Here is a 16,311-nt window from a genome sequence, read left to right as displayed (position 1 = left end):
CGATGGAAAAGCCGGTGATCCTTGCGGTCGACGACGAGCCTTCGGTGCTCGCCGCGGTGGCGCGCGACCTTAGGCGCCACTATGGCGCCGACTACGATGTCGAGCGCGCCGGGTCGGGGTCAGAGGCGCTGGAGGTGCTGGGTGAGCTCAAGCTCGCCGGCCGCGTCGTCGCGCTGTTCATCGTCGACCAGCGCATGCCGGCGATGAGCGGCGTCGAGTTCCTCGCTAGGGCGATGGAGCTCTATCCCGAGGCGCGGCGCGTGCTGCTCACCGCCTATGCCGATACCGATGCGGCGATCCGGGCGATCAACGAAGTGAAGCTCGACCACTATCTGATGAAGCCGTGGCATCCGCCGGAAGAGCAGCTCTATCCGGTGCTGGACGATCTGCTTGACGACTGGCGCGCCAACTACCAGCCGGTCTTCGAGGGGGTGCGGGTGGTCGGCCATCGCTGGCTGGCGGACGGACACCGGGTGCGCGACTTCCTCGCCCGCAATCTCGTCCCCTATCGCTGGCTCGATATCGAGACGGATGCCGAGGCGACGACCTTGCGCGAGCTGGCGGGCGCCGCGGCCGAGCCGCTGCCGCTGGTCATCCTGGCCGACGGCACGGCGCTGTCACGTCCGACCATCGCGGCGCTCGCCGAAAAGATCGGGCTGCATACCCATGCGGTAGCCCAGACCTATGACCTGGTGGTGGTCGGCACCGGTCCGGCCGGCCTCGCCGCCGCCGTCTATGGCGCGTCGGAGGGCCTCAAGACCTTGCTGGTCGAGCGCGAGGCACCGGGCGGACAGGCCGGCACCAGTTCACGGATCGAGAACTATCTCGGCTTTCCGGTGGGGCTCAGCGGTGCCGACCTGACGCGCCGCGGCGTGCAGCAGGCACGGCGCTTCGGCGCCGAAATCCTGACGCCGGTCGAGGCGCTGCAGCTCGAAACGCAGGACGGCTATCACATCCTGACGCTGAGCAACGGCAGCAAGGTCGCGGCACAGGCGCTGATCGTCGCGACCGGCGTGTCGTACCGGTTGCTCGACGTGCCCGGCGCCGAGCGTCTGTCGGGGGCCGGGCTCTACTATGGCGCGGCGATGACCGAGGCGATGGGCACCACCGGTCAGGATGTGTTCGTCGTCGGAGCGGGCAACTCCGCCGGACAGGCGGCCCTGCACCTCGCCCGCTTCGCCCGATCGGTGACGCTGCTGGTGCGCGGCAAATCGCTCGCCGACAGCATGTCGCACTACCTGATCGAGCGGATCGAGGAGACGGCGAACGTCTCGGTGCAGACCGGCGCCGCGATCAGCGCGCTGATTGGCGAAGAGAGTCTCGAGAAGGTGGCGGTGCTCGACAGCGCCACGGGCGCGGTGACCGAAGTGCCGGCGCGGGCGGTGTTCGTGTTCATCGGCGCTTCGCCGCGCACCGACTGGCTGAAGGGCAAACTGCAACTCGACGCGCAGGGCTTCATCCTGTCGGGGCCGGAGCTGGTGCGTGAGGCTTCTCGCAAGCCCGAGGGCTGGCTCGCCGAGCGCGAGCCGTTCTGGCTGGAAACCAGCGTGCCGGGGATTTTCGTCGCCGGCGATGTGCGGCGACAATCGACCAAGCGCATCGCCTCGGCGGTCGGCGAGGGGGCAATGGCGGTAACGTTCGTGCACCAGCATCTGCGTGGTCCGGCGCCCGCGCAGCGGCCGGCGGCTGCCGGTAGCTGAGCCATGTCCGCCGCCGCCAGCATCGAGACCACCGCCCTGATCCGTCGGGTGCCGATCTTCGCCGAGCTGAGCGACGCGGAAGCGGGCGAACTGTGGAATGCCGGCCAGCGGATCAACGTCGCACCCGGCGAGGTGTTCATCCGCGAGGGCGAGCAAGGCGGCTCGCTCTACCTTATCCTCACGGGCGCGGTGGAAGTGACCAAGGCGGACGGGGCACGCGAAGTGACGCTGGCGACGCGCGGGCCGGGCGAGGTGCTGGGCGAAATGTCGCTTCTCGAGCAGGCGGCGCGCACTGCTTCGGTGCGGGCCACCGAGCCAAGCGAACTGCTGGCGATCGGCCCGGAAGCGTTCCGGCAGTTGCTGGCGCGACGGCCGGAAGCGGCGGCGACGCTGCTGCGCACGGTGACCTCGCGACTGAGGAGCACCGAAGCGTCGCTGGTGCAGTCGGACAAGCTCGCGGCACTGGGCACGCTGGCGGCAGGCCTCGCGCATGAGCTCAACAACCCGGCGGCGGCGATCCAGCGCTCGACCGGCTACCTCAGCGAGGCGTTCGAGGAGTGGCGACGCCGCACCGTCGAGCTCAGCATGCTGGCGATGACGCCCGGGGAGCGGCGGGCGCTCGCCGAGCTCGAGCGCAGCATTGCCGATTGCCGTGCCACCCGTTGCTCGGACGCCGAGGCCCGCCGGATCGAGTCCCGGCTGAGCCAGCGGCTGGAAGCACTGGGGCTCGCCGAGCCCTGGGAAATCGCTCCTGCCCTTGCCGCCTACGGCTGGTCGGTCGAGCGACTCGAGTCGGTATTGGCCGGCTTTGCCGCCGATCATGTCGCCCCAGTGCTGCAGTGGCTGGGACGCGGGCTGGCGGCGCAGCAGCTTCTGGAAGAGATCGAAGTGGCCTCCAAGGTCATCTCGAGCATCGTCAAGTCAGTGAAATCCTACGCCTATCTCGACCAGGCGCCGGTGCAGGATGTCGACATCGCCATGAGCCTCGACGACACGCTGATGATCCTCAACCACAAGCTGAAGCACGGGGTGGCGGTCACCAGAATGTACGAGCCGGCACTGCCCCGGATCGAGGCCTATGCCGGCGAGCTCAACCAGGTATGGACCAACCTGATCGACAACGCGGTGCAGGCGATGGATGGCGAGGGCAAGCTCGAGGTGGGAGCGAGGCGGCTGGGCGAAGAGGTCGAGGTGCTGATCGCCGATAGCGGGCCGGGCATCCCCGACGAGGTCGGACGGCGCATTTTCGAGCCGTTCTTCACCACCAAGGCACAGGGTGTCGGCACCGGCCTCGGGCTGCACATCGCGCACAATATCGTGGTCAACCGGCACCGCGGGCGGATCAGCTTCACCTCGCGGCCCGGGCGAACTGAGTTCCGCATCGTGCTGCCGCTGCGGCTCAGCCGCCCGACCACGCCGGAGAAGACCAATGGCAAGCGATGAAGTCTGCCCGTGCGCTCACGGCGCACTGATACGCGACGTCACACCGAGTTCGGCGGAAACCTGTTCCGAATGCGTGGCGCGGGGAGATGGCTGGGTGCATCTGAGGGTGTGCCTGGTCTGTGGCCATGTCGGCTGCTGTGACGAGTCGCCCAACCGCCATGCCCGCCGGCACTTTCACACGACCGGGCACCCGGTGATCCAGTCCTACGAGATCGGCGAAACCTGGCGCTACTGCTTCATCGACGATGTCGTTCTGCCCGACGGCCAGGCATTCCGGCCGCTGTCAGGCATCGAACATTGACGGCGACCGACTTTCGTTTTGGCGGCACCAGTCATAAGCTCCGTGAGTCACGAGGACTGATCGCACGATGGGCTTCATCTACTGGATCGCGTCTTACCCGAAATCCGGAAATACCTGGACCCGGGCGGTCCTGACCTCGCTGATCACGGGCGGGCTGAAGGGACAGCTCGACAGCCTAAGCGAAATCATCCCCGATGAGAACTCGGGCAGCTTCTATGCGCCCTACCTCCGCAAACCGATCCATGAGGCGAGCAACGCCGAGCTGGCCCAGGTCCGGCCACTGGCGCACCGGGCCATGGCCAAGCAGACGCCGAACTTCCTCTTGCTCAAGACCCACTCGATGGTGGCCGTCCATCACGGCACCGCGACCATCACGCCCGACGTCACGGCCGGCGCGGTCTATCTGCTGCGCAACCCGCTCGATATTGCAGTCTCCTACAGCGACTTCCGCGAACGGGACGTCGACAAGACGATTGCGCTGATGAACCAGAGTGGCCGCGAGCTCGATCGGCCGCGACTAGGAGCCTACGAGATGGTCGGGTCATGGAGCGAGAATGTCGGCTCATGGACCAAACCGCACGACCGCATCATCGTCACCCGCTATGAGGACCTGCTGGACGATCCCCCGCAGCATTTCGGCAAGATCGTCCGCTTCCTGAAGATGGACGTGACCGAGGCGCAGCTCGCCGCGGCGATCGAAGAAAGTTCGTTCGAGAACCTGAGGGCGGTGGAGGCCAGGGCCGGCTTTGCCGAGCGGCCGCCGCAGGCCAAAGCCTTCTTCCGGTCGGGACGATCGGGGGAGTGGCGGGAGCGGCTTTCCGAGGCGCAGGTTGCCAAGGTGGTAAGCGCAAACCGCGAGCTGATGAAGCGCTTCGGCTACTGGCTCGATGAGTTCGATGACCTGACGCGCAGTGCCGCTGCCGCCGGTTAACTGCTGGCCAAGACTCACTCGGGCAGGAAACGATGCATCAGGAAACCGAAGGTCAGCAGTTGCTCATGTGCACTGGAAAAATGGATTCGAGCGGCGCGTGACAGATCGCCGGCGAAATGGAACGTGCGCTGCGGAGCCTGTGACGCAATCTCGCGCAGCTTTGCCCTGTCGCGCGGGGTAATCGGACCGGCCGACAGATAGAGCGTCCTGGCTTTGAGGCCTGCGAGCAGGCCTGCCGTACTGACCTTGGAAAATCGCGTGGTCGCTTCCGAGGTAAGGATTGCCGGATCGAAATCGAGGCCATAGCCGGCGCTCACTTGCCGCAGCCTGCCATCGATCAGCGACAGCGCTTGCCGCGGCGGCAGGCCCTTGAACTCGATCGACTCCGCCAGCATCCGGCGGGCCTCCTCAAGGCTGGTGAAGCCCGGGCCGGCGGCGGCGGCAGCAATCGCGTCGTCCACCGTGAGCCGCCAAGGCATGCCAAGGTCGGCAAGGATCAGCTTGGTGATGGAGGCTTCCTGCGTCTGCAACAGCCCTAGGGCAAGCAAGGCGCCCCAGCCCTTGCCGATGGCGGCGATCCGATGCTCGCCGGTCGATTGGACGAGCGACACCAGCGAGACCATGTAGGTGTGCGGGTTGTAGTCGGCCGGGTCGAGATAGGCGCTCTCGCCGCGCCCGGGCAGATCGGGGCAGATGACCCGGAAGCCGTGCCCGACAAGCATGGTGGCAAGCCGGCTGAAATCGGTGGCGTTGCCGAGAAAATCATGCAGGCACAATACCGTCCGGCGTGACCTCGGCGGTTCGTAGACGATGTAGGAGAGTTCGGCAAAGCCGCTCGGCAGCTGCACCGCGAGGTGCTTTCGCTCGGCTCGCAGTCCTGCCTGCCGGCTCATGCTTTGACGGTCGCGCGGGCCTTCACGTCCCTGACGAGCTCCTCCAGTCCGGCGACGATCCGCGGGAGCCGCAGCGCCGGATCATGCTCGCGCCAGCGCTCGAACGATGCCTGCCGGTACTGCTGGTAGACCTCATTGTCGGTGAGCAGGCTGCGCAGCACCTCGACCCAGGGAATGGCGTCGGTGCGCGGCGGCACCAGCCAGTGATCCTTCACCAGTGGCGCCGGCGGATCGATGACGATGCCAGCATTGCCCACCAGCTCCGGCAAACCACCCCTGTTGGTGACCACAGCTGGGATGCCCATCGACAGGGCTTCGACCGATACGCGCGGTCCGCTGTCATGCCAGAGCGACAACGCCAGCAGCACCTTTGTCGCCGCGAAGACGGCGCCCATGTCCTTCTGCAGCCCGACCCTCGTCAGATTGGGATAGCGCGAGAGGTCGATGCCGGTCCGCTGCTCGGCGTCGGACAGCTTGCTGCGGCTCTCGACCACGAGAAACTTCGCCTCCGGCAGGGTTGCGGCCGCCAGTTCGACGATGCGCAGGAACAGCGTTACGCCCTTTTCCGACGAGGGATTGATGAAGGTCACGTATTCGGGCGGGCGGGCATTGGCCGGCGCGACCGGCTTGTCGATGAATTTGCCGATGACTTCGCAGTTGAAGCCGAAGCGATCGGCGAACAGCTGCCGCGTCGCCTCGGTGTCGGTGAAGATGTGATCGACATGGGTGAAAGCTTCGAGCTTCCGGTAGCCGGGGTGGACCAGGTAGAACACCGTGGCGATTCCCCGCTCCCGCGCCTTGCGCAGCAGGGAGCGTTCGTAGCGACGGGAGCCGTAGAGCAGCAGGATGTCCGGCTGGTAAGTGTCGAGCATGCGCAGCGCACGGTTGTAGAGCGTCTGCTCTTCTTCCACCGTGAAGTCGCGTTGCGTCATGTGCTGGGTATATTCGATGTAGTGCTGCACCTCGCCATCGATACCCAGCCACAAGGTCTGCGGCAGGCCGGGCTCCTGGACCGGCAGCGCTCCGGTCGACATCAGGTTCTGCAGTGTGCTGCCCTGCCCCGGACGGTCGTAGACATTGGCGCTCAGCGAGCGACACTCGACGCCATAGCGGCTGAGAAAGTTCAGAAATGTCCTGATGCTGATGGCGGCACCATTGCTGGTGTCGAGGGTGCAGTTGATGGCACTGAACAACAGCTTCACGGCAAGACTTCCCGCTGAGGTAATGGACGGCCGCGGTTGCATGCTAGCTGCTGAGCGTGCGGCCTTCCAGCATCAGTGCGCCAATCCCCGGCGCGCGAACAAAAAACCGGCCGAGACAGTGCCTCGACCGGTCAAACGATGGCAGAGCGGCAGATCAGAACGTGCCGCTGAGCTTGATGAACGCGCCATGCGTCAGCGTATCGATCTCGGCGCCCGGGTGCGTGCTGTTGAAGCCGTTGTCGCTGCCCACTTCGAACAGCTTCTCGGCCTGGTAACCCACCGTCAGCGCCGTGTTGTCATTCAGGTAGTAGTCGAGACCGACCGATGCCTGCAGATCCAGCACGGTCTTGGACCGTTCCGCTGAATAGGACGACGTCGTCCCCGGGTTGTAGGAACTGCCGGAGCTGAAGCTGCTGCCGCTCGCAAGGGAGCTGAAGGACGAATAATACTGATTGTAGCTGGAGAAATATCCCGAACTGGTGACCTTCTGCTTGCCGAACAATACCGAGCCGGCCACCGACCCGGACACGCCGAAGTTCGTGCCCTCGAACCGAGTCGATGCCTGAGCTCCGATGCGCGGTCCGATACCGGTGAAGTCTGCCTTCACCTTGCCGTCGAAATAGTATTCGTAATAGCTGGAGGTGAAGCTCGAATAGTAGCCGGTGCCCGGGCCATCCTGCGAGTAGCTGCTTTCATAGAAGCCGGAGCCGCCGGCCTGGCCTTCAAACGAGCTCTTGAAGCTGAGGGCCCGCAAGCCTGCGAACAACCGAACGTTCAGGTTATCGCCGAGTACCGGGGTGTAGCCGACCTCGAAATCGGCGGAGGCGTAGCCGAACTTGTAGGTGCCGTCCGCCCAGGCGTCATTATAGCTGCTGGTCCAGGAAGAGCCACTGTAACTTGTGTTGCCCGAACCGCCACTCCAGTAGTTGAAGCTGCTGTACCCTGCCCAGGCTTCAGCAAAGCCGCTGACAGAGCCGCCATTGACCACCGATACGGTGCCCCGAACGTCCCAGTTGGGATCGAGCTGCTTCCCGAACGATACAGAGCCGAAAAAGCCCGCGAAATCGTCGAGGTCGCCGCTCGAATAGGTGCCGCCGTAACCGGACCACCAGCCGCCACTCGAGTAGTTGCCGCTGTTGTAGAAGGAGCTGCCGGAACTGTTGACGCCGGCGGCATAGCCGACCTTGTCCTCGATCGCCGACAGGTAGCGCTCCGAAGAGCTGAACATCAGCCCACCGCTGACGCTGTAGTAGTAGCCCTGCGCCCCCGGCGCGAGCGACTGCGCCGTCGCGTGCTGCATACCACCTGCGGTCGATGCAGCCGCCGTCGCGATTGCCGAAACCCCTCGTAGAAGAATGGCCTTGTTCTTCACGTGCGTCTCCCAAGCTCCAGTAACCCGGACGATAAACTGTAATCGTACGCCGAGCGAGTCCGAGACGCAGCATTACGTGCGCGATATGCAGTTATTCCGCAGAGAGAGGAAAAAATGTCACAAACGTCGGCAGAGGGATCAACCCGACCTGGAGTCGTCGCGGCGCAACGACTTGTCCTGCAAGCTCTGTTTACGTGATGGCCGCAGTTGGGCGCCGTAGCTGCGCTTGAAGTACCACTTCACATCTGGATTCAAGTCTCTAGCGCGACGGATCAGCGCCGCGGTGACCCCCGGGTGAGTGCTGACAACGATGGTCATTGCCATCGCGTCCTGCCCGTCATCGACGATCAAGAGCGGCCCGATATCAGCGACCCAGAGCTCGGCGTTGGCACGCGTGGTGGGGACCCACCCGGCATAGGCGAGCAGTTCGTTATCGGCTGAGACGGCTGCTACCTGCCGTCCGGTACGCAACTGCCGGCGGATGGGCTGCGCCAACTGGGCCAAGGGTGAGTCGGCGAACGGCGGGTGGCGCGACAGCAGGTCGAACACCATGCCGAACGCTTCGTAGGAACCAGTCAGGCTCTCGATGCGATACTCCGGCTTGTCCATGCTCGCCGCCCCCCTGCCGGCACATCCATTGTAGATGTCGCGGGCGGTGGCAGCGTCAAGCCAGTAGACTCAGCACATCAGAGTGCGAACGGCTTGAAGTGCTTGCTCAGCTTCAGCGTCTGGGCCTGGTAGTTGGAGCCGAGGCCCGTGCCGTAGAGCCGATCGGGAGACTCGGCCAGCCGCTCGTAGATCAGCCGGCCGATGGTCTGACCGTGACCGAGCAGGAACGGCACTTCGCGGCTGCGGACTTCGAGCACGGCACGGCTGCCCGTGCCGCCGGCGGCAGAGTGGCCGAAGCCGGGATCGAAAAAGCCGGCATAGTGGACGCGGAACTCGCCGACCAGCGGATCGAACGGCACCATCTCGGCGGCATAGGCCGGCGGAACGTGCACGCTCTCGCGGCTGACGAGGATGTAGAACTCGTCCGGATCGAGGATGAACTCGTCGGCGCCGCGATTGATCAGCGGCTCCCAGTAGTCGAGCACATCGAGATTGTCCTTGATGTCCATGTCGATGACCGGGGTGTGCCGCTTCGAGCGGAAGCCGATCAGGCCGTTGCGGTCGGCGCCCTTCAGATCGATCGACAGCAAGACGCCATCGCCGACCTCGGCGTTGGCGTCGAACACCAGGGTTTCGACATTGTGCAGCGACTTGTGCTCGAACAGGCTCAGGCGGCTGTCGCCGACGCGGAAGCGCATCTGGCTGAGGCGCGAACCGGTGCGAACGCGTACCGGGAAGGTGCGCGGGCTGATTTCGAGGTAGAGCGGACCCTTGTAGCCCGCAGGCAGGGTGTCGAAGCCGCGCGCATGGTCGCCGATGACGCGGGTGAAGACATCGAGCCGGCCGGTCGAACTCTTGGGGTTAGCGCCGGCGGCCACCATGTCGGGCAGGTTCAGGCTTTCCTGCAGCGGCACCAGATAGACGCAGCCACGCTCCAGCACGGCGCTGTCGGTGAGGTCGAGCTCATGCAGCTTGAGCGTCTCGATGCGCTCGGCGACGGTATGTTCGGGACCCGGCAGGAAGCTCGATCGGATGCGATAGGCCACCTTGCCCAGGCGCAGGTCGAGGCTGGCCGGCTGCACCTGGTCGACATCGAACGGACGATCGCTGGCAATGTTGCCGCGCGCCGCCAGTCGTTCGATGAAGCGGGCGGGAAACACGCCCTTGGCCCAAAGCTCGCTATCCAATGATCAACCCCGCACCCTGGACCCCTCCCCTAGCAACCTGAGGCGTTGACGCCAAGACGGCATGGGTCGTATATCCACGCTATGCGCCTTTGCGGTAACGCCTCGGGGTGCATGGTGGTGATTTGGCCGGTCTGATTGCAGCCACCTAAAACAAGTCGCTAAAGAGACCCGTCGAGCCGGCCGCCAGAACGCGTGCCGGCTTTGTTGTTTTCGAGGCTAGAAATGTCGAAGTCGAAGAACCCGCTGAACGACGAGAAGAACCGCTCTCCCGCCACCCAGGTCGTGCATGGCGGCACGCAGCGAAGCCAGTTCAAAGAGACCTCGGAAGCGATCTTCATGAACTCGGGCTACTCCTACCCGAGCTCGCAATATGCCGAAGACCTGTTCCTCAACAAGATCAGCAAGCCGGCTCACAACTACTCGCGCTTCGCCAACCCGACCATGGACATGTTCCAGGACCGGATGGCGCTGCTGGAGGGCGCTGAAGCGGCGCGCGCTTTTGCCACCGGCATGTCGGCGGTGACCAATGCGGTGATGAGCCAGGTGCGGGCCGGCGATCACATCGTGGCGGCGCGGGCGCTGTTCGGCGGCTGCCGCTACGTCGTCGAGGACCTGATGCCGCGCTTCGGCGTTCCCTCGACGCTGGTCGACGGACGCGACCCCGAGAATTTCGCCCGGGCGATGCAGAAGAACACCAAGGTGATCTTCATCGAGACGCCGACCAATCCGACATTGGAGCTGGTGGATATCGCCGCCGTGGCGAAGATCGCCAAGGCGCATGGCGCCAAGCTGATCGTCGACAATGTGTTCGCCACCGCGCTGTTCCAGAAGCCATTGCAGCTGGGCGCCGATCTCGTCACCTACTCGGCGACCAAGCACATCGACGGCCAGGGCCGGGCGCTTGGCGGCATCGTGCTGGGCTCGAAGGAGCTGATCGAGGGCGACGTGCATACATTGTTGCGGCAAACCGGCCCGTCGCTGTCGCCGTTCAATGCATGGGTCTTGCTGAAGGGTGTCGAGACGCTGCCGATCCGGGTCAAGCAGATGACGGAAAGCGCCACCAAGGTGGCGGATTTCCTCGCCGGCCATCCCAAGATCGAGCGCGTCTCCTATCCGTTCCACCCTTCGCACCCGCAATATGAACTGGCGAGGCGGCAGATGAAGAGCGGCTCGACTTTGGTGGCGTTCGAGGTCAAGGGCGGGCGCGAAGCGGCGTTCACCCTGTCGGACTCGCTGGCGGTGATCCTGATCTCCAACAACCTGGGCGATGCCAAATCGCTGATCACCCACCCGGGCACCACCACGCACGCGCGCTTCACCGAGGAGGTTCGGCTGGAATCCGGCATCACCCCAGGCCTGTTGCGGCTCTCGGTGGGGCTCGAGGATGCTGATGACCTGATCAAGGATCTCGAGTACGGACTGAGCCAGGTCTAGGGTTGCCGCGCATTTCAAAGCCACCTTCAAGGCGCCTGGTCCTCCTACCCGGTGGTTGGCGACCCCACCCTTGATCCCTCCCCCTAAACATGGGGAGGGAGACGCCCACCGCGATGTCAGTGTTTTGGTCTCCCTCCCCATGTTTAGGGAGAGGGGACAGGGGTGGGGTCAGCCCGCACCGGCGCCGGTGGGGTCAACCCACACTCTAACCACCCAGCAGCTCAGCCGCCCGCCGGATGGCGCCGATGCTGATCGTGCTCGGGCAGTTGAGTGCGTCGCCGACGATCGCGCAGGCCTTCTCGCTACTGCCCATCAGGCGCCTGCCAGAACGGGCCGCGCATCCACTGGTCGCGAAACAACTCGAAGTTGACGAAGTCGATCACCTCGCCGGTCACCGGGTTCTGCTTCTGGCGATGCCAGGTGCCGACATGGTCGAATCCCAGCCGGCGATAGCTGAAGATCGAGGCAACGTTGCGGGAGTCGACGACGCCATAGAAGCGCTCGATGCCGCAGTGAGCAAAGAAATAGTTCAGCAGGCGGGCTCGCACCTCGACCACGACATTCTTGCCCCACCAGTCGCGATCATGCACCGCGACGGTGCCGAAGGCGGAGCGATAGCCATGCAGCCGCACCATATGCGCCCCGATCGCCACGTGCTCGCCTTTGGGAATGATGGCAAAGGCAAAGCGGTTGCTGCTCCGCGGCATTGGCCCGCGCAGCACCCAGTATGCCAGCGAGCAGGGCTTGGACGTCTGCAGCAGGCCATTGAGGATATCGGGGTCATGCCGCCAGGAATGGGTCACCCGCAGCGCCTCGATCATCCCCATCGGCTTCAGGATGAAGCGCTCGGTTTCGAGCGGACCGACGCGCAATTTGCTCATCGGGCTTCGACCATCGCCCGAACGTCGGCGCGGACGATCTTGCCGCGATCGTTGCGCGGGATGGCCGCCACTGCGAACAGCCTCGAGGGGACGGCTTCATCGCGGACGCGGGCGCGGCACCAGGCCTTGAGCGCTTCAGGATCGAACACCGCGCCGTCGGCGAGAACGATGGCGGCGGCTACCGCTTCCCCAGCGATGGCGTCCGGGATGCCAAAGGCGCAGGCCTCGACGATCGCCTCGTGCCGCTCGAGCAGCATGTCGATTTCCTCGGCCTGGATCTTGATGCCCCCGCGATTGATCTCGGATTTGCTGCGGCCGACCAGGATGAGGTGGCCTTTGGCATCCAGCTCGCCGATGTCGCCGGTGCGGAACCAGCCGTTGACAAAGGCGGCCGCGTCTAGGTCGGGGCGCTGCCAGTAACCCAGCATCATCGAGGGGCTCTGCACCAGCACCTCGCCCCGTCCGCCGGCCGTATCGGCGATGGCGACGCTGCCGCCCCAGGGCCGGCCGACAAAACCGTCGCAGGCCTCGGCCTGGTCGAGGCTGCCGCCGGCGATCCAGTTGGCGGTCTCGGTCATGCCGAACATGTTGAACACCCGGCGCGTGCCGCACCACTCGGCGATGGCGCGCCAATGCTCGATCGATAGTGGCGCCGAACCGACATGCACGCGCTGCAACACCGGCTCGGGGCGAGCGGAGACACGCAACGCCAGCTTCCAGAACGAGGGGACCGAACTCATGAAGCCGATGTTTTGGCCGGTGACATAACCACCGAGGCCGGCGAGCTCGCCGAGCGCCGGGCTGGGCCACAGATGCACGCGTCCACCGGCCAGCAACGGCGTCAGCACGTTACCAATGAGGCCGTGGCCGAAGAATACCGGCAGCACGCAGAGCGTGTCGCGCAGCACGTCCGCACCGATCTCGGCAATGTTCAGGCTGGCGCGGGCGAAGAGGCTCCGCACCGAGTGCACGATGCCCTTGGGGCGACCGGTGGTGCCGGAGGTCATCAGGATGAGCGCCGGGTCATCAAGCCGCAGCGAGCGAGGCTCGCTCGACTGCGCAGCGACCACGGCCGGCCGGTGCGGCCCCAGCCAGAGCGACGCGCCGGTGGCCTGCAGCACGGTCTCGCATTCCTCCGGCCTGAGGCCGGGGTTGACTGCGACCGCAACGAGGCCGACCTCCCAGCAGGCGAAGATGGCGACCAGGTAGTCTACCGGATTGACTTCGGCCACCACCGCACGGGCGCCCGGCGTCACGCCATGGCGCACGAGCTCCGCCGCGCGTGCGCCCACCCGCCGAACGATGCCTTCCGCGTCCAGCGCCGTGCCGGCCCGAACGTCGACCAAGGCGGCGCTGCTGGGCAACATGGCGGTGAACGAGAGGTTCGAAATCATCCGGCGCCTCGCGGCACGATCCGCTGCAACCCGCGGAAGGCGTGGCGACGAACCTTGGAGAGGAACGCAGTGGGTGCGGCGAGCACCGCAGCTCCATCGACCAGCCGGGTCGCCAGGGCGCTGGGCGTGCCGCCGACAATGCGGCGGGCCGCGGCCGCGGCGGCCGGAAGCGCGAACAGCTCGGCGATCAGCTCGAGGCAGAGGCGTGCCTCGAGCGCGAGTCCCAGGCGCCGCGCCATTTCCGGCAATGCCGCCGCGTCATCAGGCGTGAGGCGGCGCCAAGCCTGCAGCACATCGACCAAGAGGCGCAACTGGTGAAACTTGTGGCCCAGCGCCGCGTGCACCACGGTCACGAAAAATTGCGGCAGCGCCCCGCTCGGGTCGCCCTTGCCGCTCAGCATGAGCTCGTCGTAGCCGAAGCTGATGCGTCGGCGCAGTCCCTGGTAATGCACCAGGTTGCCATGCACCTCGATGAGCAGCGCATCCATGTCGGGCTGGATCCACTTCTCCTCCTGGTTCTGCTCGGTGTGGTCGAGCAGCGGTTTGCGGAAGAGCTGGTAACCCAGTCCGGTCAGGAGTTCGCCGATCGGCCCGCGGGCAGATGGGGCAACCATGATGTCGATATCGGTGAACGGACGGTCCGACGGCGTCGGGTAGATCTGCCGGGCGAAGACCGGCCCCTTGACGATCACCGCGTGCAACTGCCTTTCGGCGATATGCCGATCGACCTTGGCGGCGATGCCGCGCAGGTGCATCGAGAGGCCCACGAGCAGGGTGAGTTCATCCTGCGCGGCGCGCAGATCGGCAGTGCTGCGCTGCGCTGCCAGTTTTCGCGTCACCACAGGCAGCACATTGTGGTCCCGCGCCAGCTTGAGCAGCGGATCGACGGTCTCCAGATCGACGGCGACGGCGGGCGCCTCCGGGTCGGCGAGGCGGCACAGCAATGCATCGCGCTCGGCAGCGCTCATGCGACGATCTTCTCGATATTGAGGGCTGCCAGCATGACCGTGGCAAGATCGGTGGGGCGCGATCCGGCAGACAACCGATAGGCGGGTACGGCCCGGACCAACTCGCCCAGCCGTCTGAACAGCTCCCGCTCGCCTGCCGGCACACCCACCCGGGTGGAACGTACGTTATCGGCGGCGGCCAGCGCCAGCACCTCGGCCTTGGCCACGGGCTCGCACCGGCTGGTCGCTGCGTCGCTGCGATCGAGCAGGAAGACAGCCGCGATCTCGCGTGGCGCGATCGGCTCGACGGTGACGGTATTTCGCAGCGATGCCAGGGTGACCTGTCGCTCGTCCTCGGCGCTCCAGTCGCCAACCAGCAGCGGCTCTACCCAAGGCAACATCTGAGCCGTGTGGCGATGCACCTTCAGGCTTCTGGGCATGCCCCAGGCCGTAGGACGCTCGCCCGCAACACTGCAAGCCATGGCATCATCGGAACAAAGACCGAGGCCGCCCGCCGCCAGCGCCAGGGTAGAAGTGGTCTTGCCCGCGCCACTGCGGCCGAAGATCAGCGCCACGCGTCCATCGGGCAAGGTCAGCCCGGCGGCATGCACCAGGAACTGGTTGGCCGCCGACAGCGCCGCCTGCAGGGCGAGTTGCCCGCAGGTCATGACGATGCGTTCCTCGGCCCCGGGAGCGACGATGATCGTGGCCTCGCGCGCGGTGTCCGAGAGGGTGAGCGAGATGACGTCGGGAAAGCTGAGGACGCGTCCTTCAGTTGCCTGCCAGAAGCAGGCTTCGCCTTCGTCGAGGATCGGCCCCTGATAGAGCGGTTCGGTTCCAGCCGGCATCGTGAGCGGCTCGCCGGAGCTGATCGTGAGGCCGTAGGCCAACGGGGCCGTCGGCAGTGGCCGCGAGCGGCCGGCGAAGATGCGGCCGAAGAAATCCACCAGCACCGGCGTGATCGCCGTAACACGCAACGACGCGCCCTGCAGATCGAAGAACTTCTGGATCAAACCCTGGCTCCGCCTGGTTCCGCCGGTCCGGATACCGGAGCGGCGTGCACATGAATCTGCACCTGACCGGGAATACGTGCATTGATGACCTCGATCCCGTCGAGCGTCACCCAGCAATGCGCCGAGAGGCTGGAGCGACCGATCGACTTGCGATCGACGGAAAAATGCAGGCGCGGCTCGTAGCCACAGCGCCGCAAGGCGGCGAAACCCAGCAGCCCGGAGCGCAGGCACCGGTTGTTGCGCATCAGGATGGGCCAGCGGGTCACACGCCGGACGACCCGGGCAATGTAAGGCACGGAAAAATGCGGCCAGCTGTTCGGGGGCACCGATGAGACATCGGCAAGGATCTGCGAAAACTCTCGCCCGGCGATGCGCGCGGGCAGCGTTCGCGCAGCGATCCAGAGGCGTAGCCGGAACGTCAGTCGGTCTGGCGATCCGCCGCCTGTTGATTCATGCGGCATGCACGATGATGCCTTCCGCGACCAACCCGGCGATCAGTTCAGGCAAATCGTCGGCAAGTGTGGCGACGTCGACCTCGAACTCGTCGGCCATGCGGTGCGCCACTGCCTCGACATCCCGGACACCATCGAGGTGCCGAAGGAAAGCCAGCGAGGTGTCGTTGCACGAATAGAGCTGCCCGCTGCCGAGCAGCAAAATGACGGCGCCCTCCCCCACCGGTTCGAACGAGACTTCGTCGCCGAGGCGGTACACTGCGTCCATTTACACACCAGAATCGTAGTCAGCAGGATGTGCGGGGCCGGCATCCGGCCCCGCATAGTCACACAGGCTTGACGTTACTTGAGGCCGCGGAAATCGCGGCGAGCTTCTGCTCTTTGACGAGAGTGGGCTTGGTGTAGGCTTTCTTCACAATCGCTCTCCCATGTCTGTCCGTGTTGAACCGACACAGAATAGCAAGCCCTGCTCGGGCAAGAAACCCTGGACAGTCGGCATCTGCTTCCTGCTATCAGGCACCTGCCCTCTCGTCGGGTTCGATCACGGGGGAG

General features: G+C 65.4%; 16 protein-coding genes and 1 riboswitch. Of the genes, 5 read left to right on the top strand and 11 right to left on the bottom strand.

Translation table 11 applies throughout. The features are described 5' to 3' along the window. The first annotated feature begins 2 nt into the window (after nucleotides 1-2). The 4 genes from APS40_RS16005 (at nucleotide 3) to APS40_RS15990 (ending at nucleotide 4,375) form a co-directional block, all read left to right on the top strand. Complete coding sequence (locus tag APS40_RS16005) at nucleotides 3-1,700, top strand: response regulator (RefSeq protein ID WP_055048006.1); 1,698 nt, start codon at nucleotides 3-5, stop codon at nucleotides 1,698-1,700. A gap of 3 nt (nucleotides 1,701-1,703) precedes the next feature. Next, entirely contained in the window at nucleotides 1,704-3,143 is a 1,440-nt protein-coding gene (locus tag APS40_RS16000; protein ID WP_055048005.1) for a sensor histidine kinase, read from the top strand. Next, nucleotides 3,130-3,444 carry a UBP-type zinc finger domain-containing protein gene (locus APS40_RS15995; RefSeq protein WP_055048004.1) on the top strand — a complete coding sequence of 105 codons (315 nt, stop codon included), beginning with the start codon at nucleotides 3,130-3,132 and terminating at the stop codon, nucleotides 3,442-3,444. Before APS40_RS16000 ends, APS40_RS15995 begins: the two co-directional genes overlap by 14 nt. A gap of 67 nt (nucleotides 3,445-3,511) precedes the next feature. Continuing rightward, the gene (locus APS40_RS15990; protein WP_055048003.1) at nucleotides 3,512-4,375 is read left to right on the top strand and encodes a sulfotransferase domain-containing protein; all 864 of its coding nucleotides are present in this window, start codon (nucleotides 3,512-3,514) and stop codon (nucleotides 4,373-4,375) included. A gap of 14 nt (nucleotides 4,376-4,389) precedes the next feature. Here the strand turns inward: APS40_RS15990 and APS40_RS15985 are convergent, their stop codons facing one another. From APS40_RS15985 to APS40_RS15965, 5 genes are all read right to left on the bottom strand, one after another. After that, entirely contained in the window at nucleotides 4,390-5,268 is an 879-nt protein-coding gene (locus APS40_RS15985) for an alpha/beta fold hydrolase (RefSeq protein WP_055048002.1), read from the bottom strand. Next, on the bottom strand, nucleotides 5,265-6,470 hold the full coding sequence (locus APS40_RS15980; RefSeq protein ID WP_055048001.1) for a glycosyltransferase: 1,206 nt from the start codon (nucleotides 6,468-6,470) through the stop codon (nucleotides 5,265-5,267). Before APS40_RS15980 ends, APS40_RS15985 begins: the two co-directional genes overlap by 4 nt. A 154-nt stretch (nucleotides 6,471-6,624) precedes the next feature. After that, the gene (locus APS40_RS15975; protein ID WP_156342958.1) at nucleotides 6,625-7,842 is read right to left on the bottom strand and encodes an Lpg1974 family pore-forming outer membrane protein; all 1,218 of its coding nucleotides are present in this window, start codon (nucleotides 7,840-7,842) and stop codon (nucleotides 6,625-6,627) included. A 138-nt stretch (nucleotides 7,843-7,980) separates the two neighbouring features. Beyond that, nucleotides 7,981-8,451, bottom strand: coding sequence for a hypothetical protein (locus tag APS40_RS15970; protein ID WP_055047999.1), 471 nt, complete (start codon nucleotides 8,449-8,451; stop codon nucleotides 7,981-7,983). Between the two features lie 77 nt (nucleotides 8,452-8,528). After that, a complete protein-coding gene (locus APS40_RS15965) occupies nucleotides 8,529-9,638 on the bottom strand; it encodes a 2'-deoxycytidine 5'-triphosphate deaminase (protein WP_055047998.1) in 1,110 nt (369 codons plus the stop codon). A 104-nt stretch (nucleotides 9,639-9,742) separates the two neighbouring features. Further along, a riboswitch (SAM riboswitch) is annotated at nucleotides 9,743-9,821 on the top strand. Between the two features lie 39 nt (nucleotides 9,822-9,860). On the opposite strand from APS40_RS15965, the gene metZ reads away from it, so the two are divergent. Then, on the top strand, nucleotides 9,861-11,072 hold the full coding sequence (metZ, locus tag APS40_RS15960) for an O-succinylhomoserine sulfhydrylase (protein WP_055047997.1): 1,212 nt from the start codon (nucleotides 9,861-9,863) through the stop codon (nucleotides 11,070-11,072). Between the two features lie 302 nt (nucleotides 11,073-11,374). Here the strand turns inward: metZ and APS40_RS15955 are convergent, their stop codons facing one another. The 6 genes from APS40_RS15955 to APS40_RS15930 are packed head-to-tail and all read right to left on the bottom strand — an operon-like array spanning nucleotide 11,375 to nucleotide 16,027. Then, complete coding sequence (locus APS40_RS15955; RefSeq protein ID WP_055047996.1) at nucleotides 11,375-11,953, bottom strand: GNAT family N-acetyltransferase; 579 nt, start codon at nucleotides 11,951-11,953, stop codon at nucleotides 11,375-11,377. After that, nucleotides 11,950-13,347 carry a class I adenylate-forming enzyme family protein gene (locus APS40_RS15950; protein ID WP_055047995.1) on the bottom strand — a complete coding sequence of 466 codons (1,398 nt, stop codon included), beginning with the start codon at nucleotides 13,345-13,347 and terminating at the stop codon, nucleotides 11,950-11,952. Before APS40_RS15950 ends, APS40_RS15955 begins: the two co-directional genes overlap by 4 nt. After that, the gene (locus APS40_RS15945; protein ID WP_055047994.1) at nucleotides 13,344-14,315 is read right to left on the bottom strand and encodes a nucleotidyltransferase family protein; all 972 of its coding nucleotides are present in this window, start codon (nucleotides 14,313-14,315) and stop codon (nucleotides 13,344-13,346) included. Before APS40_RS15945 ends, APS40_RS15950 begins: the two co-directional genes overlap by 4 nt. Next, on the bottom strand, nucleotides 14,312-15,307 hold the full coding sequence (locus APS40_RS15940; protein WP_055047993.1) for a cell division protein ZapA: 996 nt from the start codon (nucleotides 15,305-15,307) through the stop codon (nucleotides 14,312-14,314). Before APS40_RS15940 ends, APS40_RS15945 begins: the two co-directional genes overlap by 4 nt. Further along, nucleotides 15,304-15,768: a lasso peptide biosynthesis B2 protein gene (locus tag APS40_RS15935; RefSeq protein WP_055047992.1), complete on the bottom strand. Its 465-nt coding sequence runs from the start codon at nucleotides 15,766-15,768 to the stop codon at nucleotides 15,304-15,306. Before APS40_RS15935 ends, APS40_RS15940 begins: the two co-directional genes overlap by 4 nt. Continuing rightward, the gene (locus APS40_RS15930; RefSeq protein ID WP_055047991.1) at nucleotides 15,758-16,027 is read right to left on the bottom strand and encodes a PqqD family protein; all 270 of its coding nucleotides are present in this window, start codon (nucleotides 16,025-16,027) and stop codon (nucleotides 15,758-15,760) included. The genes APS40_RS15935 and APS40_RS15930 overlap by 11 nt, the downstream gene beginning before the upstream one ends. Nucleotides 16,028-16,311: the final 284 nt, after the last annotated feature.

The organism is Devosia sp. A16 (genome assembly GCF_001402915.1).
Lineage (GTDB): Bacteria > Pseudomonadota > Alphaproteobacteria > Rhizobiales > Devosiaceae > Devosia_A.
Note: the sequence above shows the minus strand (reverse complement) of the source record. Positions and strands in the feature narration are given on the sequence as shown.